This window comes from Rahnella sp. AA, from assembly GCF_002834385.1.
Classification (GTDB): Bacteria; Pseudomonadota; Gammaproteobacteria; order Enterobacterales; family Enterobacteriaceae; genus Rahnella.
Genome location: NZ_PITQ01000005.1, coordinates 152,178 through 178,578, shown reverse-complemented (window position 1 = coordinate 178,578; position 26,401 = coordinate 152,178). Strand labels below are relative to the sequence as shown.

The following is a 26,401-nucleotide window of genomic DNA, read 5'->3' as shown; positions in this document are numbered from 1 at the left end:
AAAAAAAGAGGTGCCACTGGCACCTCTTTCTCATCAACGCGCAGACGTTGAGTCTTACGCTTCTTCTTCCTCGTCACGCAATGGCACGATCAGCATGTCGATATGAACCGTGTTGATCAACTGGCGCGCTGACGACATCAGCTTGCTCCAGAAATCCTGGTGATGGCCGCACAGCACTAAGTCCACGCCGTATTTGTTGATGGCATCAACCAGCACTTGCGCTAAATCACCGCTGCCGCTCAGGGTTTCTGAAATCGGATAACCGGCATTTTGCGAAAGCTCATTCAGTGCGTGGTGCGTTTCTTCGGAAATGCGTTTCTGCATGTCACCCAGATTTACGTCAATCAGGCCGGTATACAGGTCTGAGTAATTCACATCGACGTGGATCAGGGACACTTTGGCGTTATACGGACGCGCCATGGAGACGGCTTTCTCGACCAGAACTTTGCTTTCCGGCGACAGGTCTACAGCAATGAGTATGTGTTTGTAAGCCATAAGAAAACTCCTTCCATAAGTCAGTTAATAGCAATATCAGCATCATGCGAATGTCATGAGTTCAGTATAGCCCCAAAATGGTTAAAGAAATCAAGCATACAGATCTCATTTCCCAATCTGACAATCTATAGATATAAATAATATGAACAGTTCCAGATTCGTTTCCTACACTCAATAATGCAGGCTTCTCCTGCTTTGGCATTCTTCTGTGATAGGAAAAGAGGGCGGGCGTCGTTTGCCCGGGGGTGTGAAATCGCGGAAAGGCAGGGCGAAACATCGGGTGTGCGTCGCATTATGGGGTGCATTGCGCGATGCCAGTTCGCCTCAAGGGGGAATCATGATCAGTCCCGTTGCGCTGTTTTGGGCTTTATGTTTTGTGTGTGTAGTGAATATGCTGCGCTATTACTCTTCTTTACGTGCGTTGCTGGTGGTACTGCGGGGGTGTGATCCGCTGCTGTATCAATATGTGGATGGCGGAGGGTTCTTTACCTCTCACGGACAGCCCGGCAAGCAGATAAGGTTAGTGCGTTATATTTATGCTCAGCGCTATGTTGAACATCACGATCCTGAGTTTATCCGCCGTTGTGAGAGGGTTCGCGGTCAGTTTGTCCTGACGACATGTCTGGTGGGGCTGATTCTCATCAGTATGCTGGCCATGCTTATCTGGTACTAGAACGTCTGAAATCGTTGTGAGGAATGTGTGAAAAAGGGAATAAAAAAAGGCGACCTGTTCTGAGAACAAGGTCGCCTTTTTTACAGGTGCGTTTGAACACGCCTGCTCATCAGATAACTTTCAGCGCAATCCAGTACAAAACGCCGGAGAGAATAATCGACACGGGCAGGGTTAATACCCAGGCCATCGCGATATTCTTCACGGTTTTCGACTGCACACCGCCGCCATCCACAATCATGGTGCCTGCAACCGCAGAGGACAACACGTGTGTCGTGGAAACCGGCATGCCGGTGTAGCTGGCAACACCGATGGAAACGGCTGCGGTCAGCTGGGCAGACAGGCCCTGTGCGTAGGTCATGCCTTTCTTGCCAATCTTCTCACCGATGGTGGTCGCAACGCGCTTCCAGCCAATCATGGTGCCCAGCGCCAGTGCCAGAGCCACCGCGATGATGATCCAGATAGGGGCATATTCAACCGTTTGCAAAATGTCGGTTTTCAGCTCGCCGAGGAAGCGTTTGTCTGCCGCAGAAGTTTCCGGCAGCTTAGCGACTTTATCCGCAGTATCAGAGACACACATCAGCAGACGGCGCATATGGCTGCGTTCATCAGGTGACAGATCGCTGTAGGATTGAAGATTCGTCAGCAGTGTTTGCGCGCGGCCAATAGCGTCAAGTGCATGGCTGCTGTCGCAATGGAACACTTTTGTCTCGTCGGTCGGCGCGATATTGACGTCTGGGGCAGGCACCAAAGGTGTCTGCGCCACAACGTGCGGCACGGCATCAACATGCTGCTGATAATACTGGCCGAGGTGCGTCACGGCATCACGGGTACGGGTAATGTCGTAACCGGTGGCGCTCATATTCACAACAAAACCTGCAGGAGCCACGCCAATCAGAACCAGCATGATCAGGCCGATACCTTTTTGGCCGTCGTTCGCGCCGTGCGAGAAACTCACGCCGATAGCAGACAGAATAAGACCAATACGTGTCCAGAATGGCGGCTTCTTCTTGCCGTCTTTCTTTTCACGTTCTGCAGGCGTCAGGTGGATACGGGCATGTTTCTTATTCCCGCTCCAGTAGCGGCGCAGCAGGAAAATCATAGAGCCTGCCATGATCATCCCGACCAGCGGCGAGACAATCAGTGACGCAAAAATACCGATCATTTTAGGGATGTTTAATGCATCGACCACAGAGGTGTGGGTCATTAATGCATTCGTCAAACCTACGCCAATGATGGCCCCGATCAGTGTATGAGAGCTGGACGCCGGCAGGCCAAAATACCAGGTGCCGAGGTTCCAGATGATCGCGGCCAGCAACATAGAGAACACCATGGCAAGGCCATGCGCGGAGCCTACATTGAGCAGCAAATCGGTTGGAAGCAAATGGACAATGGCATAAGCCACGCTCAAACCACCGAGCAGGACGCCAAAGAAGTTAAATACCCCTGCCATCACGACCGCTAATTGCGAACGCATTGCCCGGGTATAGATGACAGTTGCTACTGCGTTGGCCGTATCATGGAAACCATTAATAGCTTCATAGAACAGAACAAACAGTAACGCGAGAATCAATAACGAACCGGTATGAATATCCAACCCGGCAAATAGATGCAGCATAATTGTTACGCCAGTTAGTGGTCATGAACGCCGCGCATTATCTGCGAGAACAGGGGGAGGGGAAAAGGAAAATATGACATTTTTTTGACTAAAAACAGTTCGATATTTAACCTTCATTCGATTAATTTTCTATTTATCAAAACGTTATTCACTCTGACTTAATCGAAACATTTACTTACGCTGTTCAGAAAGCCGCCTGTCTGGCTGGTTTAAGGCGCGTCTGTCCCTTACAATCCGCGTCGCAATGCGGCTAAAGCCCGTTAGCACCGGGGTAAACCCTACCTAAAACGTAGCTGAAATTTTCGTAAAGAGAGGCCAAAAGTGGAACAGGTTGATGTGGTAGTCATTGGTGCGGGTGCGGCAGGCATGTTCTGTGCAGCGCAGGCCGGACAGGGTGGCTGCCGGGTTCTGCTACTGGATAATGGCAAAAAAACCGGACGAAAAATTCTGATGTCAGGGGGCGGTCGCTGCAATTTCACCAATCTTTATGCCGAACCGGCAGCCTATCTTTCAGAAAACCCGCATTTCTGTAAATCCGCGCTGGCGCGTTACACCCAGTGGGATTTCATCGATCTGGTTAACCGTTACGGTATCGCCTGGCATGAGAAAACCCTCGGTCAGCTTTTCTGCGATGATTCAGCGACGCAAATTGTGGCTTTGCTGGATAAAGAATGTGAACTGGGGAACGTCGATGTGCGTCTGCGCAGCGAGATTTCAGACGTTCAGAAAACCGAAGATGGCTTTATTATCAAGGTGAATGGCTCAAGGGTAAGTGCTCACTCACTTGTGATTGCCAGCGGCGGACTTTCCATGCCGGGGCTGGGGGCTTCACCGTTTGGCTATCGTCTGGCCGAACAGTTTGGCCTGAAAGTGTTACCGACCCGCGCCGGTCTGGTGCCGTTTACGCTACACAAACCGCTGCTCGACCATTTACAGACGCTTTCCGGCGTCTCCGTGCCCGCAGTGCTCACCGCGCAGGACGGCACTGTGTTCCGTGAAAGCATCCTGTTTACGCATCGCGGGATGTCCGGCCCGGCGGTTCTGCAACTTTCCAGCTACTGGCAGCCTGGCGAGTTTGTGAGCGTTAACTTACTGCCTGATGTCGATCTGGCGGCGTTTCTCAATGCACAGCGGCAGGAACATCCGAATCAGAGCCTGAAAAATACGCTGTCGATGCAACTGCCGAAACGTCTGGTGGAATGCCTGCAAACGCTCGGGCAGTTACCGGATGTCACGCTGAAACAACTGAATGTGCCGCAGCAGGCCGAGCTGGTTGAGCAATTGCAAAACTGGCAGGTGCAGCCGAACGGCACCGAAGGCTACCGTACGGCGGAAGTCACACTGGGCGGCGTCGATACGAAAGAGCTTTCATCCAAAACCATGGCTGCTGCCAAAGTGCCGGGTCTGTATTTCATTGGTGAAGTCGTCGATGTGACCGGCTGGCTGGGCGGCTATAACTTCCAGTGGGCGTGGAGTTCTGCATGGGCATGTGCGCAGAGCCTGATGGCTGTGCGCAAATAACACGTCGGTCATAAATAGCGGCCAGCTATCGGGGATCCAGATTCAGGGCGGGCGCTTTGATAACAGATGACTCTCGCTTTTCGGGTAACGGCATAATATAGCGGGAGATTTTCTCCCGCGCTCTCTGTCTTCCTGAATCCCGCCTTTCATTTCGTTCAGTAACAAAAGTACGGTGAAAAATATATTCCACAGGCTTTTTCTGATTAAAACGATATAAAAATCTACATTATCTAGACTTACGTGGATTTAAAATCCATTAAATAAGGACTTATATGGAGTAATAAACTGCAGTATCACTACTGCAAGATCTAACTCTCTAAAGATTAATTTTCCCTTAATTTTTAAGGAAGAAGACAAAAACTGGCCTTTCAGCTAACCAGTCAGTCAGCATTCGCCATAAGTTTATTGCGCCGGAGAGGATAAAAATCAGAATAAATCCGGAATGTAAGGAAGCGTAAATTCTATTCTTTTCAATTACCTGCTTTTTAGCCTCGTCGTGTATGAAAGAATCCCCCTCCCGCTTATCTCTGTGCTGCAAGCCTTCGAAAAAAAACCACAAAAACAGCTTTCGTTCTGAAGTAAGACGCTTTACGCCCGAAACCGTGCCAATAGGTGATATTACTAATGAGAATCAATGACATTACCATTTTCGTCCAAATCTAACAAAAATACACAGACTTCAGACAATGAAACACATTTCCCCAGATTCCGCCCACCAGGCAAAGATACTTTCTGCTGTTTTGATGTGCTCCACGCTGGCTGTGAGTGGCAACGTTTTGGCGGCAGGCAGCGATGACGGTCAGACAATGACGATCACCGCTGATGCGGTGAACGCCGCAGAAGCGGGGAGTTACACCCAGGATGATGCGGTTGCTACTACACGTACGTCCACACCGCGCAGCGAAATGGCACAATCTGTCAGCGTCGTAACGCCAAAAGTCATTAAAGATTACGACGTCACCAGCCTTAACGATGCCATGAAGTTTGTCAGTGGCGTAACGCAGGGCAACACCCTCGGCGGCACGGAAGACGGTTTTGTTAAACGTGGTTTTGGTTCGAATACTGATGGCTCGATCTTTATCGACGGTATCCGCAGTAATCAGGGTATTGCGATGGATTCGACTATCGATTACGTCGAGGTGCTGAAAGGCTCATCCTCTTTGCTCTATGGCATTCTGAATCCGGGGGGTGTGATCAATTTAGTCAGCAAAAAACCACAGTATGACTGGAATACCCATATCAGCGGGCAGAGCAGCAGTTTTGGCGGTGGCACGGGCACTGTGGATGTCACCGGGCCTCTGGGCGACGGGTTTGCGTTTCGCATGATTGCCGAACGCCAGCGCGAAGATTACTGGCGCAACTTTGGTGTGAATGAACACACGCTGCTTGCGCCGTCCCTGAGCTGGTATGGCGATCGTGCATCCTTTAACGTCGGCTATGTCGAGTATAAGTACGACGTTCCTTATGATCGCGGTACGGCATTTATCAATAAAAAACCGGTCGATGTTCCTTACGAGCGCCGGCTTGATGACAATGCCAACCACGCCTGGGGCAAGAACAAACGCTTAAACGTCAGCTACGGCTATCAGCTGGATAACGGCTGGGAAACGCATCTGAACTATGCGTGGATGCAGCGTCGCTACGACAGTAACGAAGTGCGCGCGACGGCGATCAATACAACGACCGGGATTGTTTCACGACGCGCCGATGCCAACCGCGGATTTAACCATCAGACGGACTATGTGAGCTGGGATATCAGCGGCACACCTGAAATCTGGGGCATGGAGCATGATCTGCTGCTGGGTGTGGATTACGAGCAGGATGAAACCTATAAAGCGTATTCATACCGCGGCAAAGTCTCCAGCTCTTTCAATATGTATGATCCGGTTTATGGCGAAGAGCCGGTGCTGAGCAGCAGCACTTACAGTGATTCGCTGAGCAATCTGCGCACCAATCTCTACAGCCGTTCCCTGTTCGCGAAAGACAGCATTCAGCTGAACGTTAAAAACCTCTTCAACAAAGAGTATTACGAGTCCAGTGCCGGCAACCTTCGCGTGACAGAAGGTGAACCGCGCGTGATGTATTTACAGGCCTCCGTCGATTTCTGATGTGACCAGACCGTGGCTTTCCTTTCCGGCGAGAGGAAAGCCACACAATCTCATCGGGTGAGATTAAGGTGTTATTTTGATGAACCGTGATTTTCTGACAGTTAAAGAAACAGGAACGTATTGGACTGGCGCAAAATAGTGATGATGACCCTCCGAAGCTGAAGGATGGAGGAGATAAGCCTCAATTATTTACCGCGCTTATTTTCATAATCCTTCGATAGTGTTGCACGCGCCGCAGTAAAAATATTAGAAAGAATATATTACCGGATAAAATGAGTGCTGGTGAATATATCCTGGCAAGGGAAGATCAATACCTTCAAACTATTACGCGGCAGGCCGGTTATATCGGGGTGCGCAGTGTTGATATCTCAGCCCAATAATGGACCCAATAGTATTTGTTTTGATAATATATCTCAGAAAATAATTTTGCTGGTTTATAGATGTGTGTTTTTTTACACAATAAATACATTCTTGTCTATAATTACCAATTACAATGAACTGTCATTACATCTTCTAGTGTCTGGCTTTCATAAAAGCAGCACGCATTATTTAATGTAATTTTTATAAATATCATGCAGTTGATTTTATATAATCCGTTTATCCCCTGATGTCGTTCATTCTTTAAAGGAATATCATGCCTTTCTTCTCTTGCAAAAAGGTGTTCTGCCTGCTCTGCGCCCTAATAATGCCGGGTTGTTTTTTATCGGCAAGCGCAGCGGAACCTGTTACGGCGGCCATCACGCCGCCGACGGTAGCACCTGCAATATCAGCAACAGCTGATGCCGTGCCGGCCGAAACATCTGCACCAGTGGCCGTTCTGCCAACGACTCCGTCAGCCACTCCCCCTGCGAACGTGGAGCCGACGGCACCGGAAAAAGACACCGTGACGGCTGAAAGTATCAAAGCGGCGGATATTGCACCGGCGCCTGCACTGTTGTTAGAGAGTGAAGAGCAAAAGCGTGCTTATGCCAGTGGCGTTATTCTGGCGCATTTAATTGAAGAGCAACTCGCGCAACAAAAAAGCCTGCATATCACACTGAATAAGAATATTTTGCTGGCCGGTATTGCCGATACTTTCACCCATCAGGTGAAAATGAGCGACAACGAAATCAGACAAACGATGGCTGTATTTGATGAACAGGTCAGGGTTCTGACACAGGCTCAGAGCGAAAAAAAACAGGCTGAGGATAAAGTCTACGTTGATGCATTCTTGAAACGTGAGGGAGTTAAAAAAACAAAACAAGGGCTGCTGTATCACATTGATAATCTGGGTGAAGGTTCCGCATTGAAAGACACGGATACCATTCAGGTCAGTTACAAAGGTACATTAGTCGATGGCACTGTGGTTGATGCACCAACGATTGATAATGCCAATGAAATTTTCCGCGTCGCCAATATGCCACCGGTGCTGCGTGACAGTGTGAAACTCATCCGTGAAGGCGGCCAGGTTACGGTAGTTATCCCACCCGCCACGCTCGAAAAACCTAAAGGCGGGCAAGATGTTTCCCCGCTGAATACGGTGGTGATTTACACTATTTCTGTTGTTGCTGTGAATCGTATCAATTAGGGCTTAGCCCTCAGCGTTGAGTGATAATAACAAGTAAAGGGGCGCTGACTCAGCGCCTTTATTTTTCTCAGTGATGCAATAAATCACTCAAAAACTTCTGTGCACGCTCGTGCTGTGGCTTGGTGAAGAAGTTTTCCGGTGTGGATTTCTCCAGGATTTTTCCCTGATCCATAAACCAGATCGTGTCGGCGACTTCGCGGGCAAAATTCATTTCATGCGTCACGCACATCATGGTCATGCCCTCGCGCGCCAGGCTGCGCATCACATTTAACACTTCACCGACCATTTCCGGATCGAGTGCCGACGTCGGTTCATCAAACAACATTACCGGCGGTTTCATGGCCAGCGCCCGGGCGATAGCCACGCGCTGCTGCTGACCACCGGAAAGCTGCGCCGGATAGGCATTGGCCTTGTGCGATAACCCGACGCGTTCGAGCAATTCCCCGGCGTGCTGACGGGCTTCCTGACGTTTCACCCCCAACACTTTTACCGGCGACATCATGATGTTTTCCAGCACCGAAACGTGCGGAAACAAGTTGAAGTTTTGGAAGACGAATCCGATGCGGGTGCGTAACTGATTCAGGCGCGTACTGGTGCCGTGAATATCAATACCGTCAAACAGGATCTGGCCTTGCTCAATCGGCTCAAGCCGGTTTACGGTACGGATCAGCGTTGATTTCCCTGAGCCGGATGGACCGCAAACCACCACGACTTCGCCACTTTTGATTTCCGCACTCAGATCAGTCAGCGCCTGGTATTCGCCGTACCACTTATTGACCTGATTAAATAAGATCATCGGTCTCATCATCATTCCTTATTGTGATTGCGTCTTGGTCAGCAGCAGGGATTGCGCTATTTTTTCCCCTTCGGGAGTTTTGTTCAGTCGTTTGCGTGTAATGCGTGCTTCAAGCTTATTGGCCAGCCATGTCAGGCTAAAACAAATGATGTAATAACCGATGGCGACAATCGCAAAGACCTGAAAAGGTTTGGTCAGGAGTTGGTTATTCACCTGGTTAGCGGCGAATGTCAGCTCGGGAACGTTGATAACGTAGCCCAGCGTGCTGTCTTTAATGATGGAAACCAGCTGGCTGACCAGGCTTGGCAGCGTGTTGTACAGCGCCTGCGGCAAAATAATCAGACGCAGCGTTTTGAAATACCCCATTCCCAATGCCCGTGCGGCTTCATACTGGCCGCCCGGCAGCGCCTGAATACCACCGCGCACAATCTCTGCGATATAAGCGCTTTCATAAATCACCAGCGTGCACAGCATGGTACTGAATCCGCTGATGTTATGGCCAATCAGCAGCGGTACGCAGAAGTATGTCCAGAACACCACCATCAGCAGCGGAATGCCGCGTAATCCGTAGACCCAGCAGGCGGCAGGCCAGCTTAACCAGCGAAAAGGTGACAGACGCGCCAGCCCGAGAAGCACGCCGACCGGCAGGGCAAAAATGACGGCCAGCAGGGAAATCAGCAGGGTGCAGAGTATCCCGCCAAGTGGGCCTTGCGGATACTGCCCCATCAGAAACAGCATCCCGTTGTCGTGCAAAATCGTGAACATCTCAAGCATGGGATTACCTCGCGTAGACCCGCTGGAACCGGCGGGCCAGCAATGCACCCGCCCCCATCAGCAGCAGTGAGAAGAACAGATAGCCAGCAGAGGCAACCAGATAAGATTCGAACGTCCGGAATGTCTGGTTCTCGATATCACGCGTTACGTAGGTCAGCTCAGCGACGCCAATGACCATCGCCAGGCTGGTGTTTTTGAACAGCAACACAGTGTGATTGAGCAGAGAAGGCAACGCATTGCGAATGCCCTGCGGCAAAATCACCGAACGTAAGGATCGGGTGTAACTCATGCCCAGCGCACGTGATGCTTCCGTTTGCCCTTCCGGAATGGCACGCAACCCGCTGCGGATGTCTTCTGAGAAATACGCTGCCTGGCACAATCCGAGCGCGAACATTGAGAACAGGAACTCAGCGTTAAAATCGTTGATCCACATCTGCACCGATTCCGGCAACAGCGTCGGAATAGCGAAATACCACATCATCAGCTGGATAAGCGTCGGCACGTTGCGGTGATAGGAAACGTAAGCCCGGACAAAATATTCAGCGGCGCGTTTATGTGTCAGCCGGATGACGACCAGCAGCAGGGCAATAAACATCGCCAGCAGCCATGACCCTAACGCCAGCTTGAGGGTGACAACCATGCCATCGACGATCATCTGCCCGAACTGACCGGTCAGGACTTTGCTGAAATCGAGCGTCATCGGATTTTCACCCTCTTTTTCTTCTGCGGTTGAAAGACTAAATGCCGTCGCCTGGTCGCATGGTGGAAAGGCCACCCGGTACCTGCAACGTCGGTGTGATTTCAATGTTGCCGATATTGACGGCGATCGGTGCGGATACCGCGAAAGCGACACAGTCGGCGATATCTTTGGCCTGCGGCAGTTCGAAACCGTCAATAAAGCGGCGGCGTGCGTCTTCGTGATCGCCGGATACGTTGCCGAAGATATCGGTCGCCACGCGGCCCGGACAGATTTCGGTGATGCGTACACGCTTACCGTAGCAATCGACGCGCAACTGGCGGGACAGCGCGTGAACGCCCGCCTTGGTGGCGTGATAAACCGAGTTGCCGTTAAAATTATAAATGGCGGCGATGGACGTGATATTGATGACATGGCCGCGGTCACGCTCAACCATGCCCGGCACCAGCAGGCGGCAGAGGTGCAAAACGGCGCGCAGATTCACATCCACCTGCGTATCAATCACGTGTTCATCGGCGTTTAAAATTGATCCCGGGTGCGACACGCCGGCGTTATTGACTAAAATATCCACGCTGATTTCACTGCACAGACGCGTTAAAGCATCCAGATCACCCACATCAAGCGCGTGTGGAATACAGCCAGTGCGGGCCGCCAGCGCGGTGAGTTGTTCTTTGCGGCGTGCAACGGCGTGCACGGTGATGCCTTCCTGACAAAGGCGCTCAACAATCGCTTCACCCATCCCTGCCGATGCACCGGTGACCAGCGCGGTCTTGTAATCTGAAAATGGCATTGTGCGTCTCCTGTTAGCCCCCGGCTCCATCTCGTTCTGCCGGCGGGGTGTTTTTTGACTGTATCCAGTAATGTTCACCCGGTATAAGACATAAACCGTGTGAGGCGATAAGCGGGACTTATAACAGCGCGTTTCCCTGCGCCAGATGGCGTAATTGCTGAGAGGGTGACGCCAGCGGGATGTCCATTTCGGCAATAATTTCCCGCAGGGTATGTACCATGGCGATTGATTCCGGCGTGTCGCCGTGGACAAGAATCGATGTTGCTGTCACCGGTAACGTCACGCCATCGATGCTTTGTACCGTTCCTTCAAGCAACAGCTGGCGGATGCGCGTGCGTACTTCGGCTTTGTCATGAATGACTGCACCGGGTTTGGCCCGGCTGACCAGCAGCCCGTTACTTTCATAGGCACGGTCGGCAAGGAACGTGCAAATCACCGGCAAATTCAGTTCACGCGCCATGCGTTCAACGGCGTTGCCGGACATCGTGCTGATGATCATGTTCGGATCAAAATCCTTTACCGCCTGCAGTAATACCCGTGCCAGAACGGCATCTTCTGAAACCATATTGCCCAGCGCGCCGTGAAAGCTCATGTGCGTCAGCGGGTAATCCGCCGCTTTCGCAAACGCAAAAAGCGCACCCAGCTGATAGGTGACGTAATGCGCCATCACCTCCGGTTCGATGTGCATCCGGCGGCGGCCAAACCCGGACAAATCGGGGAACCCGACGTGTGCGCCGAGATCGGCCCGGTACTTTTTCGCCAGTGCAACGGTTTTCGCCATAATTACCGCATCGCCCGCGTGAAAACCGCAGGCCACGTTAGCGGAGGTGATCAGCGGCATCAGCGCGTCGTCGTCGGCAATGGTGTAATCGCCAAAGCCTTCTCCGATATCAGCGTTCAAATCGATGTATTTCATGCGGCCAGTTCCTCCCGGCGTAAAGTGAAAATCTCCGCGCCGTATTCCACGCAGTCACCGTCTTCCACGGCCAGGGATTCCACCACGCCCTGCACCGGGCTGCGCAGCGGCAGATAAATCACGCCGACTTTCAGCAACCCGAGCAGCGTATCTTTTCCGACTTTCTCACCGGGCCTGGTGAAAGGAATTTTGTTGAGCGGATGCTGTAACAGCACGATGCCGGGGAAAGGCGCACACAGTGCATCGAGGTCAGGAATTGCGGGAAGGGCTGGCGCGGTATCCTGCACGTTAAGCGGTAACATGGCGGGGGAGAGTGGCGCGTATTTCACGCTGACCCGAAAGCCGTTTCCGCGTAGTTCAATCTGGCTCAGGCCGGACTGACGCATCTTTCGTGCGATATCACGCAACTCTCTGAGTGCTGGTGCTTTTTTTTCCATATCCATCCCGTCGAAGAGAGATTGTCCTCGCACAATAACGACGACAAAGCGGCCCGCATGGCGGGCGGTAATAGCACTCTATCGTGTCACTTCGGGCGTCAGGAAAGAGGATTTCGCTTTACGGTGATAAGGCGGGCTTATTACCCCACCAGCGTCAGTGGCCGGTTGTCCACCGTACGGCTCGCCATCAGCGACAGCAAAATCGCTTTGACCGCTTCGGCGGGCTGGGAGAGCGGGAGATGGTCTGACATACAAAATGACAGTGCCGCCTGGATATTCGGTTTATCAATTTTCGCCATCCACGAGCCGGAGGCTTTAAGCATTGCGCGTGCGGCAGATTCCGGCATGATCGTGCAGCCTAAACCGGCGGCCAGCGCGGCGTTGAGCGTGGTCTGGGATTCGATTTCACATTTAACCCGGTATGTCAGTTCTTCGTGGATAAACGCGTCATCGATGACTTTGCGCATAATGTTGTAGATGCGTGGCAGGAATAAATCGTACTTTGCCACATCGGCCAGACTGACGGTTTTCAGCGGTTTGCTCAGGGTGTGCGGGCAGACAAAATACAGTTCTTCTTTCATCAGTGGCATAAAGCGCAACCCGTGAATTTCGCGGTTGCCATAAATAACTGCCATATCCATCCGCCCGTTCATGATCAGCTCGCTGAGCGTGGTACCAAAGTTTTCATTGAAATACAAAACGATGCCGGGATACTGCCGGTGAACTTCTTCCATCAGCGGCAGGGCCAGTTGCTGTGCAGCGGTGCCCGGGGCCAGCCCGACAGAAACGCTGCCGGAAAGTGCCAGCGCTGAGCCATCAATAGCGCTCTGCGCCTGATCGCACTGGCGTAAAATAGCCTGCGCATGGATATACAAAATTTTGCCAGCTTCGGTTGGCGTCACGCCGCGTTTGGTCCGGATCAGCAACTGCTGATTCACTTCGCCTTCCAGCGTCGCCAGTTGCTGGCTCAGCGCGGGCTGCGCAATATGCAAAATATCCGCGGCCTGGGTCAGGCTGCCCACATCGACAATCTTGATAAAGTATTTAAGGCGGCGGAGATTCACGATGGCATCCTCATCACGGGAAGGTGTGTTGTTATAAGCATCTTGTATGAAGCAAAATGAGTGCCAATTAAATTAAATGCGGGGATATACGCCCGAACTCCGATTTTCCTGCTGATTTATGCGGCACCTGGCGAACTTTTTTCAGGTGATATGTTGTTTGGCATAAAGAGCGAAAAGCGAGTCTTGCACAATGCTGGTGCAACTGGAGAGAATTTGACCACCAGTCATTGCTTTGTGTTATGTCACCACAACAAAGCGCTATTGGTCTGCGGCGCCTCTTCATCATTACTCTTTCCCCTGTAGTTCCTCATTGCAGTGCGTCTCTTTACGTTCGATAAAACAATGGAACCCCAGGACCATGCCTGATATCGCCGATCGCTTAAAAAATGTCTCTGTTTCTGCCTCCGTGGCCATGACCCAAAAGGCCCGCGACCTCGCCGCAGAAGGTGTGCACGTCATCGCGCTTTCCACCGGTGAGCCGGATTTCCCTACGCCCCTGCACGCGACAGAAGCGGCATATGCCGCAGCGCTCGGCGGCGATACCCGTTACCCGCCGACCGACGGAACACCGGCGCTGCGCGCTGCCATTGCACGTAAATTCCAGCGTGATAACCATCTCAGCTACGATGTGAGCCAGATCCTTACCGCAGGCGGAGCGAAGCAAATTATTTTTAACGCGATGCTGGCAACCATTAATCCGGGCGATGAAGTGGTGATCCCGACGCCGTCGTGGATAAGCTACGCGGATATCGTTAAATTCGCGGGCGGTATTCCGGTGCCGGTGTCTTGCCCGGAAGAGAACAATTTCAAACCGTATCCGCAAGATATTGAGGCGGCGATTACCCCGAAAACCAAATGGTTGCTGCTGAACTACCCGAGCAACCCGACCGGTTCCGTGGCAACGCGCCAGGAATTGCAGGCCATTGGCGAGGTGATGCTGCGCCATCCTGGCGTGTGGATCCTGACCGATGATATTTACGAACACCTGATTTATGACGATGTGACTTTCTATACGCTGGCCGAAGTGGAGCCGCGTTTGCTGGATCGCGTGCTGACGGTCAACGGCGTGTCGAAAGCCTATTCCATGACCGGCTGGCGTTTAGGTTTTTGCGGCGGTCCGAAAGATCTGATTACAGCCATGAGCAACGTGAACACGCAAAACAGCGGTGGCGTCACCACGCTCACGCAGGCGGCCGCTGTTGCTGTGCTTAACGGCCCGCAGGATCTGCTGAAAGAGCGCGCCGGCATTTACCGCCAGCGCCGCGATTACGTGCTGGAGCGCTTAACGTCGGTCCATGAACTGCGTTGCCATAAACCGCAGGGCGCGTTTTATCTGTTCGTGAACATTCAGGATTGTATCGGTAAAACTACCGCCGGCGGGCGTTGCATCAATAACGATGCCGACTTCGTGATGGCGTTGATTGAAGAAAAACACGTGGTTACCGTACAGGGTGCCGCCTACGGCATGAGCCCGTATTTCCGCATTTCCTACGCTACCAGCATGGAAATACTGCAAGACGGTTGCGACCGGATCGCGGAGTTTTGTGCGGGCTTGAGATAAGATTCTGAATGTAAAAAAGGCACCGGGATTCGGTGCCTGATGAGACCATTATTTGAAAGTTTTTTTTCTTTGCGCATATCGCCGATAAATCAGAAGAATGCTGACGGTAAAAAAAACGGAAACCATCGCTGAGATATTGATATACCAGTCCAGAATGTCATCAATGCCATGCACCCCCAGGAGCCCGGCGAGATGCTGGATTTGTTCACTGGTGACAATGTTGTTGATGGTCTCCATGAACACAATCATTAGAATGGTGAATGCCAACAGATACGCTGAAGCCGTGATAATACGCTCAAAAAAACGCATCAGAGCCTGACCTTTATGATGCCATGCGCTTTCAACGATGAACCCGGGACGGTAATCATTGTAGAACTCAATAATGCCGCCCGGAGGTAATCGAAATCCACCTGCGAGGTCATGGTAATACATCCTTCACTGAGACCTTTGGGCCCGACAGGGTGAAGCCGAAACTCCCCACGTTTCATGCCTTCGATAAAGGTTTCATCATTAACTTTCCCGTCATCCCGGTACAACCCGAACCAGGTATCCCTGTCAGTCCCGTAACCATATTTGAGAATGCAGTTTCGTAAGCCTCCGAGTCGGCCTCCGGATACGCGACTAACAACGAAATAACGTCCTGTAGGGAGTGGACCAATATCGCCAACATGTGTGAGCGTGGGATTATTGCGGCCATGGCGCTGGCCAGAGAACGCAGGGAAATTCCCTACACCCGTGCAGCTTAAAATTGAAGTTTCCATTCCGTTAAGTACATAACTACAGGCAATGGGCATCAGGCAGTCACTCTTTCATTCCATGCATCGGCAAAAACAACATTACCATCGCAGTATTTCCAGGTGATTTTTTCGTAGCGGAGTTCGATGCTTTCATTGTGATTATGTTTCTCAAAAGCTGGATTTTTGATGTTATGCATCAGGGGGCTAATTGAGACAACTTTTACGCCTTCAAGCAGCATGTTGAAATATTCAACTTCCTGCCCGGCATCGTTGATTTTGTACCATTTGATTTCTGCCGATTGTAACGTTTGGCCGCTGGCAGTCGCCCGGTAAAGATAGGGGCTTGAACTGTCGAATTCTTTCTCAAAACCGAGCGCAGAATGTATGCGTGTCCCTGTTATTTTCCCGGTGCCCGAATCCGTCGGAAGGTGCAATGAATGCCCAAAACCCAGAATTTCAATAGATCCTTCACGGCCAGTGATATCGACAGACCCTTTGATGCTTGCGCCACCGTCATCTTTGAGCCACATGTAAGCAGGAATTGCCATTTTCAAATACTCCCTATAAAAGATGGCGGCAATGTACTCCTGCAATTTAATTGTGAAATATAAAACTTATAATTCTGCTTACTTAGTCATAAAATACTGTCTAAATTTAAAAACCCATCGCTTTTTTCACCGGCATAAAGGTATCGCGCAGTCGCGTCAGCCACTGATTAATTTGAGTCGCGACATAAATAGCCTCGCGCGCATCGCTTTTAATCAGCTGGATGCTCTGGCCGGGCTGAACCTGTGCCAGTCGCCATAAATCCTCTTCAATAATGCCCGCGATTTTCGGGTATCCGCCGGCTGTATTGGCATCAGCCAACTGAATGATCGGCTCGCCTGCGGGTGGCACCTGAACGATGCCGGGGATCAAGCCGTATGACCGCATTTCGATGATTTTCGACGGTGTCACCGGTGCGCCGGATAAGCGGTAGCCGGTGCGGTTACTGTGCAGGGAAACCTTCCACGGCTGCGACCAGAAGCGGGGAAGATCGGCTTCAAACAACGTATATTCTCCGGCGGGAATAGCACGCAGTTGCACCCGTCCCTCGGTGCTGGTCGGGAACACGTTTGCCAGTGCGATATCTGGCGGTTCAATGCCCATGCCGCCTGCCGGCAACGGCGACAGGGTGGTTTTGCCTGCTGCGAGGCGATCGTTCTTCTCCAGAGGCCGCCCGTCTAATCCGCCAAAACCACCGCGCAATGCGGTGCTGCGCGAACCCATAACGACCGGCACGTCAATGCCGCCGGCGATGCACAGATAACTGCGCGCGCCGGAACGCGGAAACTGCATTTCCAGCTCCTGTCCGGCACGCACGGAACAGGCCCACCACGGCGGAAGTTCCGCGCCGTCGAGTTTTGTGCGGCAATCGGCACCCGTGATGGCAATGCTGGTGTCGGTGAGAAACCTGACTTTAAACGGAAACATCTGCACTTCAATGCAGGCGGCGTTTTCATCGTTGCCCAGCATGATGTTGCCTGCGCGAAATGCCAGCGGATCCATCACGCCGCTGACCGAAATGCCGATATCACGAAATCCGCTACGGCCCGCGTCCTGAACGGTATTCAGCGGGCCGGTTTTCACTATTTCAATCACAGCTGTTTGGGTCACAGTTCTATCCTTTCTGGCAGAAAGCGCACGCTGTCACCCGGAGCCATCAGCGCAGGGCTTTCAGCGTGCGGGTCAAACAGCGTCAGTTCGGCAAATCCGATCGCGTTCCAGCCGTTTGGACCGGTCAGCGCGGAAACCCCAGTCTGTGCGCCACCGATGGTGACGGTGCCTTTGAGCATATTAAGCGAGGGGACTTTTTTGCGCGGCGTGGCGAGAGAGGGATCCAGCCCGTGGAGATAGCCGAAGCCCGGCGCGCTGCCCAGTGAAAACACCGTGTAGCAGCCCTGAGAATGGCGGTGGATGACTTCACGCGGCGAAAGCCCGGTATGCTGACAAACCGTATCCAGGTCAGTGGCATGCTCACCACCGTAAATCACCGGAATTTCAATCAGTTTACCTTGCGGATGAACGGCCTGCGCCTGTTCCCACGCGGTGCTCAGCAGGGCGAGTGTGGCGTCGTAATCTGCCGGTGTCTGGCGAAACAGAACCAGCAGATTGGTGACGCCGGGGATCAGCGATTCGACATCATCACGCGTGCGCAAGGTGGCCGCCAGCGACCAGATACGGCGCTGGGCGGGCAGATCGAAATCCCCCGGCGCTTCAATTAGCCACGCGCGGCTGCCGATGGTCGAGATTTTGATTTTGTCGCCCTGGCTGGCAAGAATAAAAGAGGCGCGGGAAGGCGCCTCGTGCGACACAATTGTCATCGGCTATTCCAGAGGTTCAAATTTAAGGCTGGAGAGCGGCTGAACTTTGTCTTCGCGCACCATTTTGTATTCGGTATTGGGGCCGATCCAGGTCGCCCAGATTTTGTCGATGGTACCGTCGTCATCCATGGCTTTCAGGCTGGCGTTAACCTTTTCCAGTAACGCTGGTTCGTCCTTTTTCATGCCGACGCCAATCGGCTCCAGCGCCATCGGCTCTTTGATCATCCCCAGCTCAATGCCATCTTTTCCGGCCTGCGAAATCATCTTAATGGCGGTCATGGTGTTGGTGACAAAGCCCACGGCTTTATTCTGTTCCAGCGCCAGAAATGCTGATGCAGCGTCCTGGAAGGTCACCGCTTTTGCGCCAGCCAGATAAATCGATTGTTCCGATGTGGTGCCTTTGGTGGCGCTGATACGTTTGCCTTTAAAATCCGCACGGGTTTTATCAACGTCAGGCTTTTTCACCACCAGGACTTCTTTCGCCACATAATACGGATCGCTGAACTGAATCTGCTGGCCGCGTGTTTTGGTGTACGCCAGGTTGGCGATCAGGACGTCAGCGCGACCGGTAGCGATCACCGCGATGCGTGCTTCAATAGACGTCGGCATCAGATTGAGTTTGACGCCCATCTGTTTGGCGAGCGCCGTACATAAATCGACGTCCATCCCGGCCAGCTGACGCGTTTTCGGGTCAGGGGATGAGAAAGGCGGAACATCGGAATACACCGCACAATTGAGTGCGCCGCGTGCCTGAATATCAGAAAGAACATCGGCTTTCGCCGAAGAAAAGGCCGCCATTAATGGCAGTGCCAGCAGTGAGCAAGACAGTAACTTCAGCTTCATCATTTATTCTCCGGGATTTTTTAATTTACAGAGTGTGACTACAACTTCCCCTGGCTCACTATGAGCAAAACTGGCTGCGGTTTCTAATGAGTACAATCTGACTATATAAGCTCAGTTTTGCCTTGTATAAGAAGTAAACCCTGTATGGCGATACGCTTTTTGTATGACCGGAAAAAACGATGCTCTGCGAGAATGGCAATCAGGTTTCAGGCCGCTAATCACAGAGAATGAAGGTTAATAATGAACGCCAAAATGGGTGTTACGCTGAAAATATTATCAGCCCTGTGTGCCACACTCATGCTGGCATGTGTAAAAGGGTTGGGCGGAAATATTCCCACCGGGGAAGTGATATTCTTTCGTTCATTTATTGCGCTATTCCCGTTGCTTGTCTGGCTGAAACTCCAGGGTCGTATCCTCGAGCAAATTAAAACGAAGAATATTTTCGGACATTTAATTCGTGGCTTTTCCGGCACGGGCGGGATGTATTTTAATTATCTGGCGCTGGTTTATATTTCACTGGCTGACGCCACGGCTATCAGTTACGCCGCACCGCTTTTCACCGTGATCATGGCGGCCATTTTACTCAGAGAAAATGTTCACGCAGCCCGCTGGTTAGCGGTGGCGATTGGCTTTACCGGGATCATTGTCATGCTGTGGGCACATCTGAGTGAAAGCGGCTCGTTATTGTCCGGCGGTTTTACGCAAATATCCGCCGGTCTGGGCGTTATTCTGGCGCTGCTGGCGGCGATGTGCACTGCGGTTTCATCGGTGCAAATCCGTTTCTTAAACGGTATCGAAAGACCGGGTGCTATTGTTTTCTATTTCTCGTTAATGACGATGCTGATTGGTCTGGCGACGATTTTCTTCGGCTGGAAGATCCCTGATACCAAACAACTGTTACTGCTCATTGGCTGCGGCTTTTTTGGCGGAATGGCACAGATTCTGATTACCCTGAGCCTGCGTTATGCCGATGCGTCACTGCTGGCCCCGTTCGACTATACGACGCTGGTCTGGTCAATGGTGATTGGCTTTTTGTTTCTCGATAGCCTGCCGGCATCTTCCACACTGGTTGGCGCTTCCATTGTGGCAGCAGCGGGTATTTTTGCCGTCTGGAGTGAGCGGCGGAAAAACAGGATAAATGCGCTTCGCGCGGTACCCTGAGCCTTATTGTTCATGTAAACAGATATTTAATAATACGCAGAAGTCGTGTTTTGATATAAGTGATTTTAGAAACTACACACCCATAAAATTTCATTATTAATTTTTCTATATTAAATAACGAGCCTCACTCATCTTGCTCAATTTATTTTAAATAAATAGTTTAATAATTATGCATTGTCACTTCCTTAAAGTGAGTATTAGTATGCTCAGCGATATCGGATTCGGCTTAGTTAAGGTGCATAAAATGAATATAAAATTCTTACTATGTAAAGAGGATTATGATGAGTGGTTTGCGCAAAGAATTAATCCGGACGGCGATGCTGGCGTTGCCCGGTTTTTGAGCCAGGTTGAAATCGAAGCCGCTTTTTCTGAATCCCCTCCACGTGCTTACCCCTGCCTGGTTTACCTGAAAACGAGTGAAACTAATTGCCTGGAGGAAGAAATTGTCTACGTCTATGAGGACGAGTTTTCTGAATGGATCCATCTGATGGGGCTTCAACGAGAGGGGGAGTGATGGCTAATGTAACAACCAGTGCTACTATTCAACCAACTGAGAATAATGAGCAAAAATCGTTGGAGATGGCCATGAGTACAAAGAGTGCTGAGCGTATTGAATCGCCTAAAATAAGAAAATTCGACCTCAACCTTCTGATCGTGTTTGATGCCGTTTATACCACCGGGAGTGTGAAAAATGCTGCGGCACTTCTTAACACGTCATCTCCGAGCATTAGCCAATATCTGCAGAAGTTAAAAGACTATTTTGGCGATCCGCTTTTTCTCCGGGATGGGCAAAAATTAAGCCCGACGACAATCGCAACAAAATTACATAGAAAAATAAAAGATAACCTGGATGATTTAATTTCAAATATCGAAGATTTCGAAAAAGATGAATATAATCAGCAGCTTGTTGTTCAATGCCCTATTTATCTTTCGATTAAAATCATTCCTATCATTAGTGAGTTTTTCCAAAGAGAAAATATCAGTTGTGAAATCGTACACCGGGTTAGTGATAACATGGTAGATGGTTTCAGCGATTCACTCTCTCTTCGACAGGTTGATTTGGTTTTTGGTGTAAGCAAAAACCTGGGGTTATCTACGAAATCGTTTTTATTAGGGTCTGAGAAGCTTTCTTTTATTTGTAGAAAAGACCATCCGAGACTGGCGGAATTTTTCAGTGATGAAAACGTTCAGACTGAGACATTCTGTTATATCCATACTGATGAATTACCGGCTGTCATTACCCGGCAAAGAGTTGAGAACACGATTCAGGCAGCGCGCGTTTTTTCGCTCAACAGTCCATCGTTTATGTCAATTCTCAGCCATGTTGAGTCATCAAATTCTGTGGCTATCGTTCCCCAATGGTTGTTTAACAAATTTGGGAGCGCATTCAATATTAAATTACTGAAGACTGATATTGAATTGCCACCCGTAGATATTGCAATGAGTTACAACAAGATGAATCTTAACAAAAAAATGAACCATGCATTATTTGAGTACCTCAGCGAAAATTTCCCTCGTTATATGAATTGAGCACAGGAAACCCTCCCTCGTCGTCAGTGTTCAGGGGAGGGCGTTAAATATAAGCCTGTTAAGCGTTTACGCCTGCTCAGTGTTCAACTGATGAACCGCAATATAGCGCTCGAACTTAGCCGGTTTTAGCTGACTAAGATCGACCAGCACCAGTCCGTCGATGCAATTATTGAATTCCGGGTCACTGCCGAAATCGATAAACTGCACGCCGCCTGTTTCGCAAAGCTCCGAATACTGCTTGTACAACGCCGGGATGCTGCATCCGAGATTGGCCAGCAGGCGTTTCAGACGCTGCAAATCTTCCTGATAATCGTCGCCACAAAACTGCGCCAGCACATCGGGCAGGGAGGCCGGGTAAGGGCGTCGTGAAGTGGCCAGCGGCAGGTCGGGTGCAAAATAGAGGCGGTAAAACGCAACCAGTAAATCACGCGCAGGCAGCGGCATTCCGCCGGAAATCGACACCGGGCCAAACAGATAACGCGTTTGCGGGTATTTCGACAGATATGCGCCGATGCCGAGCCACAGATAATCTAACCCGCGTTTACCCCAATAGGCTGGCTGAATAAAGCTGCGGCCAAGTTCAATGCCCTGCGCCAGAATCGGATCCATTTGATTGCCATACTGAAACAGGCTCTGGCTGTATATCCCATTCAGCCCTTTGCTGGCGACTTGTTCAGCGGTCGGGATAAACCGGTAAGCGCCGACGATTTCCAGTGCCTGCGGATCCCACAACACCAGGTGATAATAATCGTCATCGTAACCGTCGAGATCGCGACGACGGCCACTGCCTTCGCCGACGGCGCGGAACGCGATTTCACGCAGCCGCCCCAGTTCACGCAAGATCGGTACGTAGTCTTCACCGTGGCGGCGATAGAGATAAATCATTTTGCCGTCGGGCGTTTTGCCCAGCACTTCGCTGGCTTCCAGCGCATGTTTTAGCACTGCGCGGTCTTCGGCGCGGGCAATCGACGTTTCTGTATGGAACAGCCCCGGCTTGCCGCTGCTAAGACGGTAGACGTGTTTACGAAAACGTGCGGCCAGATCGCTCGCCTGCATTTGTCCGTCATGCCAGCTGGAATATGGGATGCGTGCGCCGATCTTCAGCGTCAGGCTGTTGCCTCGCTGGCCGAACATTTCATGTACCAGCAGTAACGTGCTGAGCGGACGATAAATTATCGAGCTGAGGTAAAACAGCGCACTGTTGCTGCCACTGATATGAACCGGTACCACCGGCGCACGGGCTTTGGCGGCCAGACGAATAAAGCCGGTATGCCATTTGCCGTCACGCACGCCTTTTGAGCTCATCCGGGATACTTCGCCTGCCGGGAATACGATCAATACGCCCTGGTTTTCCAGATGTTCCTGCATTTGCGTCACCTGATTGCGGCGGGTACGGTTGCCCATATTATCCACCGGAATCATCAGGCTGCCGAGTGAGGAAACCAGTGACAGGAGCTGGTTCGCCACCACTTTGACATCGGGGCGTACAGACGCCACCGCGTGTAACAATGCCAGACCGTCGAGTGTGCCAATCGGATGATTAGCGACAATTACCACAGGGCCATAACTTGGGATCTGTTCCCGGTCACGTTCTGTCAGTTCACAGCGGATATTAAAATGCTCGAGCACCTGCTCGGCCATATCAATCCCTTTCAGGTGCTGATACTGGTCGGCAAAACGATGAAACTCTTTTTCGCGGAACAGAATTTTGAGCAGACGGCGTTGCCAGGAAGGGGTTTTGTGCTGTGGGTCAAGATCCTGAAACAGGGTATCCATGCTGAACATAGGATGTCCTCCGGTTGAAGTTCTCTGAACATAGTCAGCCGGTGTGACAGTGATGTGTCATGAAAATGACAGAATGGCGAACCTTTCCCGTGAGGAATTATTTTCGTTAATAACCTCCCGTGACACTATAATGTAGAGAAAATTTATGGCCGGACATGTGGGCGCTCAAATGGATAAAAAGGTTGTTCTTGATTTATTGGCTCCTATGCCCAAACCCGTTGAGGCGATTAACAAACTTATTGCGATATTTCGTACGGAATCTGCCCCTCTGGAAATAAAAGGGGAAGGTTCTTTTATCGGGCTGAATCAGGAAGAGGGGGAGTCAAGGGTTCTTTTGGTCCTTGAGGGGGCGCTGAATATTTACCGAATTATTGATAATTTACGTTTCGCCAGAGCATCCTATCCCAATATATTCGGCATGCAGGGTTCCCCTTTCCGCAATAATCTTTATCAGTTTAAGCGTGAAAAAGGGAGCTTAATTGAATCTCTACCTTATTCCCTCGCACTTGAACTTATCAATGATCATCGGCTGTTCAACGAGGTGCTGGCGTTTCAGACTTACCTCAGCGATTTTCAGGCTTACCGCACTAACTTGCTGATCAGTAAATCAACGTATCAGATAGTCTGCGCATTCCTCTTTGAATTAGAGATGATGCCACCGGAAGAAAGGCTCCGAACCAGCGTCTTTAATTATATTCAGGAACATACTCACCTGGCCCGGAGTGGAGTCATGAAAATTCTGTCCGATCTGCGCCAGGGTGAATATATTAATATCGAGAACGGTAAGCTGATTGCCATTCTCAAAAAATTCCCGCGCGAATATTAAAGTTCACCATCAGTGTCTATTAATTTACCAGGCAGGCAACCCCTTCAGTTGTGGTAAGTCTATTCGATGTTACATGACCGTCATCGATATACATGTAGTAAGCACTGTCGCCCCCCCATTCTTCCGAAGACCAGAAAACGGTGCCATCAAAAACAGCATGTTGCTGAGAAATATCCCCCCATTCCTGCCATAAGGAGTCTGCGGGTATTTTCCGAAGATTTTTTGCTGTCGATAAATGATCGCTATCTGGCTGGGCATACCCCTGGGACTCGCACCAGTCTTTGGCATCCTGCCAGTTCATCCGGATGGTGCTAAACACATAGAATTCGGTCGGATTAAATTTTATACGTGCAATAGCTTTGTCATTCCTGGCCTGAATCGTTACCGGGCCTTTAGAAAGGAATGTGACTAAACCTTCCGGCGAGACGGTCGCCACGCTTTTATTGCTGCTTGCCCAGATAATCTGGGACTCCGGGTTATCCGTTTCCAGCTGAACTTCAGCACCGGGCCATGCTGTGCGCAGAATAAGATTTGGGCTGACGGTTTTGCTCTGGGTGGTTCCGGGCGCGACAATATAATCCGTAAAATTAATTGAATGCGGATTGACCGGCCCGTCGATAATATTATCGCTATCATTGTAGGCAGTGACATCCGGCACGGAAATAGCGTCACCGAGCCGGGGAATACCCGTTTGCGTCTGGGGTTGTACAGCTACACCAATATTGCAGCCGTAGTCTGCCGAGGTAATCGTATAACTGTTAACCTGTGTCGCCAGTACACGGGAGCCTTTGGTCGGATGGTCGCAGGTCCAGACGATGGACGCTAATGTTACGTCAGCATCCCCTTCATTATCCTGCAATTCCCACGTCAGCGTGACGATATCGCCTTCGTCGAGCTCATCAGTATTATCATGTTCGCTGACCTTTTTGAAATCGACTTTATTGCTCTCACCGGAATTATTTTTGATGACCGGAGGATTGCCCTTCAAAATACCGGCAGATTCAGTGGTCATATAACCAGCGGGTGCGTCTTCTGCTTTAGCCAGTCTGATAGTACTTATGAAAAGTAATATCAGTAATAATATTCGTGATAATTTTAAGGATTTAGAAAACATAGTTTCATCCTGATAATTTATGAGGATGTGAAAAGCTGAGCACTTTCGCACCCAACTTTCCTGACGTAACGCTTTAGATAAGATCCTTCCAGGTCAGTTATTTTCTGACGGATTTAACGGTTCTTACTGATTTCAGTAATGGCGAGTAATCCACTTTCAGGCTGTAACCCTGAACACCGTCTGCACCCGCCGTTGCGAAGACAGATGTGGCCTGAGCATTCGTCGCAGGAATGGCCAGATCTTTATTATTCGTTGCCGATACGGCGTAACCGCCCGCGGTGTCGGTTGTGGCACTGATGCCTTCAAAGAACCATTTGTAGTTATAGTTGCTGGTCGCTTCCAGCTCGCCCGCATCCCACGTGCCGTTATTGTTGACGTCATACCAGGCTTTGAACTGGTAGGTATGGCCGACCAGCAGTTCGCTGTTCGCCTTGCCGATCAGGTTGACGGTTGGTGCTGCAGAATCCGCAATCATCACGCCAATCGTGCCGCCGACCACAGGGCCATTTGGAATATTATCGGTAGTGTCGTTGGTACTCACATCCCCGACGTCAATCAACAGACCTTTTGATGGAATACCGGTTGATGTTTTTTCGGTAATATCAACACCCAGATAGCGGCCGGCATCCGTTTCTTTTAAAATGTAAGAATCCTTGCCGTCATTACTGATGGCTGTTTTATCAGCACCTTTACCATCGCTTGTGGTATACCATTTGATGGTGGTTTTACTCACGTCAGTGTCGCCTTCCGCGTCGGCAAATGTATAATTCAGGGTAATTTTATCGCCCGGCGACATCGCCTCCGTTGAGCCGCTCTCGTGGCCGTTTGAGAAAGAAACGCTGTGATCCGTTTGCCCGCTATCCGTGCCTTTAATCACAGGAACGGTCCCGATGACCTGACCGGCAGAATCTGTCATATCAGCCAAAGCAACGTGTGAGCAGCCGACAAATAACAGGCTGGCCAGAAGGGTTTTATTAAATCTTTTCATATCAATATCACTCTGTAAGTTTGTATTCAGTTAATTTATA

General features: G+C 50.7%; 27 protein-coding genes and 1 pseudogene. 9 read left to right on the top strand and 19 right to left on the bottom strand.

The genetic code is table 11. From position 1 onward, the window contains the following. Positions 1 to 54: 54 nt before the first annotated feature. Positions 55 to 495 carry a universal stress protein UspA gene (uspA, locus tag CWS43_RS14070; RefSeq protein WP_014333460.1) on the bottom strand — a complete coding sequence of 147 codons (441 nt, stop codon included), beginning with the start codon at positions 493 to 495 and terminating at the stop codon, positions 55 to 57. 337 nt (positions 496 to 832) lie between these two features. Between uspA and uspB the strand changes: the two genes are divergently transcribed. Beyond that, entirely contained in the window at positions 833 to 1,168 is a 336-nt protein-coding gene (gene uspB, locus CWS43_RS14065) for a universal stress protein UspB (protein ID WP_101077566.1), read from the top strand. 109 nt (positions 1,169 to 1,277) lie between these two features. Here the strand turns inward: uspB and pitA are convergent, their stop codons facing one another. Further along, on the bottom strand, positions 1,278 to 2,783 hold the full coding sequence (gene pitA, locus CWS43_RS14060) for an inorganic phosphate transporter PitA (RefSeq protein ID WP_101077564.1): 1,506 nt from the start codon (positions 2,781 to 2,783) through the stop codon (positions 1,278 to 1,280). A 321-nt stretch (positions 2,784 to 3,104) separates the two neighbouring features. Here pitA and CWS43_RS14055 point away from each other — a divergent pair, with 321 nt between their 5' ends. Together CWS43_RS14055 and CWS43_RS14045 are read left to right on the top strand one after the other, a co-directional pair. Further along, positions 3,105 to 4,304, top strand: coding sequence for an NAD(P)/FAD-dependent oxidoreductase (locus CWS43_RS14055; RefSeq protein WP_101077562.1), 1,200 nt, complete (start codon positions 3,105 to 3,107; stop codon positions 4,302 to 4,304). 743 nt (positions 4,305 to 5,047) lie between these two features. After that, positions 5,048 to 6,310: pseudogene (locus CWS43_RS14045) on the top strand (TonB-dependent siderophore receptor); the annotation flags it as partial. Between the two features lie 723 nt (positions 6,311 to 7,033). Here the strand turns inward: CWS43_RS14045 and CWS43_RS27405 are convergent. Then, positions 7,034 to 7,252 (bottom strand): hypothetical protein, encoded by a 219-nt coding sequence (locus tag CWS43_RS27405; protein WP_198555838.1) that lies wholly within the window; start codon positions 7,250 to 7,252, stop codon positions 7,034 to 7,036. A gap of 43 nt (positions 7,253 to 7,295) precedes the next feature. Here CWS43_RS27405 and CWS43_RS14040 point away from each other — a divergent pair, with 43 nt between their 5' ends. Next, on the top strand, positions 7,296 to 7,979 hold the full coding sequence (locus CWS43_RS14040) for an FKBP-type peptidyl-prolyl cis-trans isomerase N-terminal domain-containing protein (RefSeq protein ID WP_198555837.1): 684 nt from the start codon (positions 7,296 to 7,298) through the stop codon (positions 7,977 to 7,979). A gap of 67 nt (positions 7,980 to 8,046) precedes the next feature. Here the strand turns inward: CWS43_RS14040 and CWS43_RS14035 are convergent, their stop codons facing one another. From CWS43_RS14035 to nac, 7 genes are all read right to left on the bottom strand, one after another. Then, positions 8,047 to 8,784: an amino acid ABC transporter ATP-binding protein gene (locus CWS43_RS14035; protein ID WP_101077557.1), complete on the bottom strand. Its 738-nt coding sequence runs from the start codon at positions 8,782 to 8,784 to the stop codon at positions 8,047 to 8,049. Positions 8,785 to 8,793: 9 nt separating this feature from the next. Beyond that, positions 8,794 to 9,549, bottom strand: coding sequence for an amino acid ABC transporter permease (locus CWS43_RS14030; protein ID WP_101077555.1), 756 nt, complete (start codon positions 9,547 to 9,549; stop codon positions 8,794 to 8,796). A 4-nt stretch (positions 9,550 to 9,553) separates the two neighbouring features. Then, positions 9,554 to 10,249: an amino acid ABC transporter permease gene (locus tag CWS43_RS14025; protein WP_101077553.1), complete on the bottom strand. Its 696-nt coding sequence runs from the start codon at positions 10,247 to 10,249 to the stop codon at positions 9,554 to 9,556. A gap of 37 nt (positions 10,250 to 10,286) precedes the next feature. Next, positions 10,287 to 11,036, bottom strand: coding sequence for an SDR family oxidoreductase (locus CWS43_RS14020; RefSeq protein ID WP_101077552.1), 750 nt, complete (start codon positions 11,034 to 11,036; stop codon positions 10,287 to 10,289). 118 nt (positions 11,037 to 11,154) lie between these two features. After that, on the bottom strand, positions 11,155 to 11,952 hold the full coding sequence (locus CWS43_RS14015) for a LamB/YcsF family protein (RefSeq protein WP_101077551.1): 798 nt from the start codon (positions 11,950 to 11,952) through the stop codon (positions 11,155 to 11,157). After that, on the bottom strand, positions 11,949 to 12,389 hold the full coding sequence (locus CWS43_RS14010; protein ID WP_101077550.1) for a biotin/lipoyl-containing protein: 441 nt from the start codon (positions 12,387 to 12,389) through the stop codon (positions 11,949 to 11,951). The genes CWS43_RS14015 and CWS43_RS14010 overlap by 4 nt, the downstream gene beginning before the upstream one ends. 140 nt (positions 12,390 to 12,529) lie before the next feature. Continuing rightward, the gene (nac, locus tag CWS43_RS14005) at positions 12,530 to 13,453 is read right to left on the bottom strand and encodes a nitrogen assimilation transcriptional regulator NAC (protein WP_101077549.1); all 924 of its coding nucleotides are present in this window, start codon (positions 13,451 to 13,453) and stop codon (positions 12,530 to 12,532) included. Positions 13,454 to 13,811: 358 nt separating this feature from the next. On the opposite strand from nac, the gene CWS43_RS14000 reads away from it, so the two are divergent. Continuing rightward, a complete protein-coding gene (locus CWS43_RS14000) occupies positions 13,812 to 15,014 on the top strand; it encodes a pyridoxal phosphate-dependent aminotransferase (protein WP_101077548.1) in 1,203 nt (400 codons plus the stop codon). A gap of 48 nt (positions 15,015 to 15,062) precedes the next feature. On the opposite strand, the gene CWS43_RS13995 is transcribed toward CWS43_RS14000, so the two are convergent. From CWS43_RS13995 to CWS43_RS13970, 6 genes are all read right to left on the bottom strand, one after another. Then, positions 15,063 to 15,323 (bottom strand): hypothetical protein, encoded by a 261-nt coding sequence (locus tag CWS43_RS13995; RefSeq protein ID WP_101077547.1) that lies wholly within the window; start codon positions 15,321 to 15,323, stop codon positions 15,063 to 15,065. Then, the gene (locus CWS43_RS13990) at positions 15,323 to 15,775 is read right to left on the bottom strand and encodes a DUF2778 domain-containing protein (protein WP_232776978.1); all 453 of its coding nucleotides are present in this window, start codon (positions 15,773 to 15,775) and stop codon (positions 15,323 to 15,325) included. The genes CWS43_RS13995 and CWS43_RS13990 overlap by 1 nt, the downstream gene beginning before the upstream one ends. 32 nt (positions 15,776 to 15,807) lie before the next feature. Then, positions 15,808 to 16,299 (bottom strand): Hcp family type VI secretion system effector, encoded by a 492-nt coding sequence (locus CWS43_RS13985; protein ID WP_101077858.1) that lies wholly within the window; start codon positions 16,297 to 16,299, stop codon positions 15,808 to 15,810. A gap of 106 nt (positions 16,300 to 16,405) precedes the next feature. After that, entirely contained in the window at positions 16,406 to 17,392 is a 987-nt protein-coding gene (locus CWS43_RS13980; RefSeq protein WP_198555846.1) for a biotin-dependent carboxyltransferase family protein, read from the bottom strand. Positions 17,393 to 17,403: 11 nt separating this feature from the next. Continuing rightward, positions 17,404 to 18,114, bottom strand: coding sequence for a 5-oxoprolinase subunit PxpB (gene pxpB, locus CWS43_RS13975; RefSeq protein ID WP_101077544.1), 711 nt, complete (start codon positions 18,112 to 18,114; stop codon positions 17,404 to 17,406). Positions 18,115 to 18,117: 3 nt separating this feature from the next. Continuing rightward, a complete protein-coding gene (locus CWS43_RS13970) occupies positions 18,118 to 18,957 on the bottom strand; it encodes a transporter substrate-binding domain-containing protein (protein WP_101077857.1) in 840 nt (279 codons plus the stop codon). 240 nt (positions 18,958 to 19,197) lie between these two features. Here CWS43_RS13970 and CWS43_RS13965 point away from each other — a divergent pair, with 240 nt between their 5' ends. The 3 genes from CWS43_RS13965 to CWS43_RS13955 all read left to right on the top strand — a co-directional run bounded on the left by CWS43_RS13965 (position 19,198) and on the right by CWS43_RS13955 (position 21,648). Further along, complete coding sequence (locus CWS43_RS13965) at positions 19,198 to 20,118, top strand: DMT family transporter (protein ID WP_101077543.1); 921 nt, start codon at positions 19,198 to 19,200, stop codon at positions 20,116 to 20,118. A 244-nt stretch (positions 20,119 to 20,362) separates the two neighbouring features. Continuing rightward, positions 20,363 to 20,632 (top strand): hypothetical protein, encoded by a 270-nt coding sequence (locus tag CWS43_RS13960; protein WP_101077542.1) that lies wholly within the window; start codon positions 20,363 to 20,365, stop codon positions 20,630 to 20,632. Then, positions 20,632 to 21,648, top strand: coding sequence for a LysR family transcriptional regulator (locus tag CWS43_RS13955; RefSeq protein ID WP_157825395.1), 1,017 nt, complete (start codon positions 20,632 to 20,634; stop codon positions 21,646 to 21,648). The genes CWS43_RS13960 and CWS43_RS13955 overlap by 1 nt, the downstream gene beginning before the upstream one ends. A gap of 66 nt (positions 21,649 to 21,714) precedes the next feature. On the opposite strand, the gene CWS43_RS13950 is transcribed toward CWS43_RS13955, so the two are convergent. Continuing rightward, the gene (locus tag CWS43_RS13950) at positions 21,715 to 23,433 is read right to left on the bottom strand and encodes a lysophospholipid acyltransferase family protein (RefSeq protein WP_101077540.1); all 1,719 of its coding nucleotides are present in this window, start codon (positions 23,431 to 23,433) and stop codon (positions 21,715 to 21,717) included. 145 nt (positions 23,434 to 23,578) lie between these two features. Here CWS43_RS13950 and CWS43_RS13945 point away from each other — a divergent pair, with 145 nt between their 5' ends. After that, on the top strand, positions 23,579 to 24,259 hold the full coding sequence (locus tag CWS43_RS13945) for a helix-turn-helix domain-containing protein (protein ID WP_232776976.1): 681 nt from the start codon (positions 23,579 to 23,581) through the stop codon (positions 24,257 to 24,259). A 19-nt stretch (positions 24,260 to 24,278) separates the two neighbouring features. On the opposite strand, the gene CWS43_RS13940 is transcribed toward CWS43_RS13945, so the two are convergent. Together CWS43_RS13940 and CWS43_RS13935 are read right to left on the bottom strand one after the other, a co-directional pair. After that, positions 24,279 to 25,271, bottom strand: coding sequence for an Ig-like domain-containing protein (locus CWS43_RS13940; protein ID WP_157825394.1), 993 nt, complete (start codon positions 25,269 to 25,271; stop codon positions 24,279 to 24,281). A gap of 199 nt (positions 25,272 to 25,470) precedes the next feature. Next, positions 25,471 to 26,361 carry a SinI family autotransporter-associated protein gene (locus tag CWS43_RS13935; protein WP_101077538.1) on the bottom strand — a complete coding sequence of 297 codons (891 nt, stop codon included), beginning with the start codon at positions 26,359 to 26,361 and terminating at the stop codon, positions 25,471 to 25,473. Positions 26,362 to 26,401 lie beyond the last annotated feature (40 nt).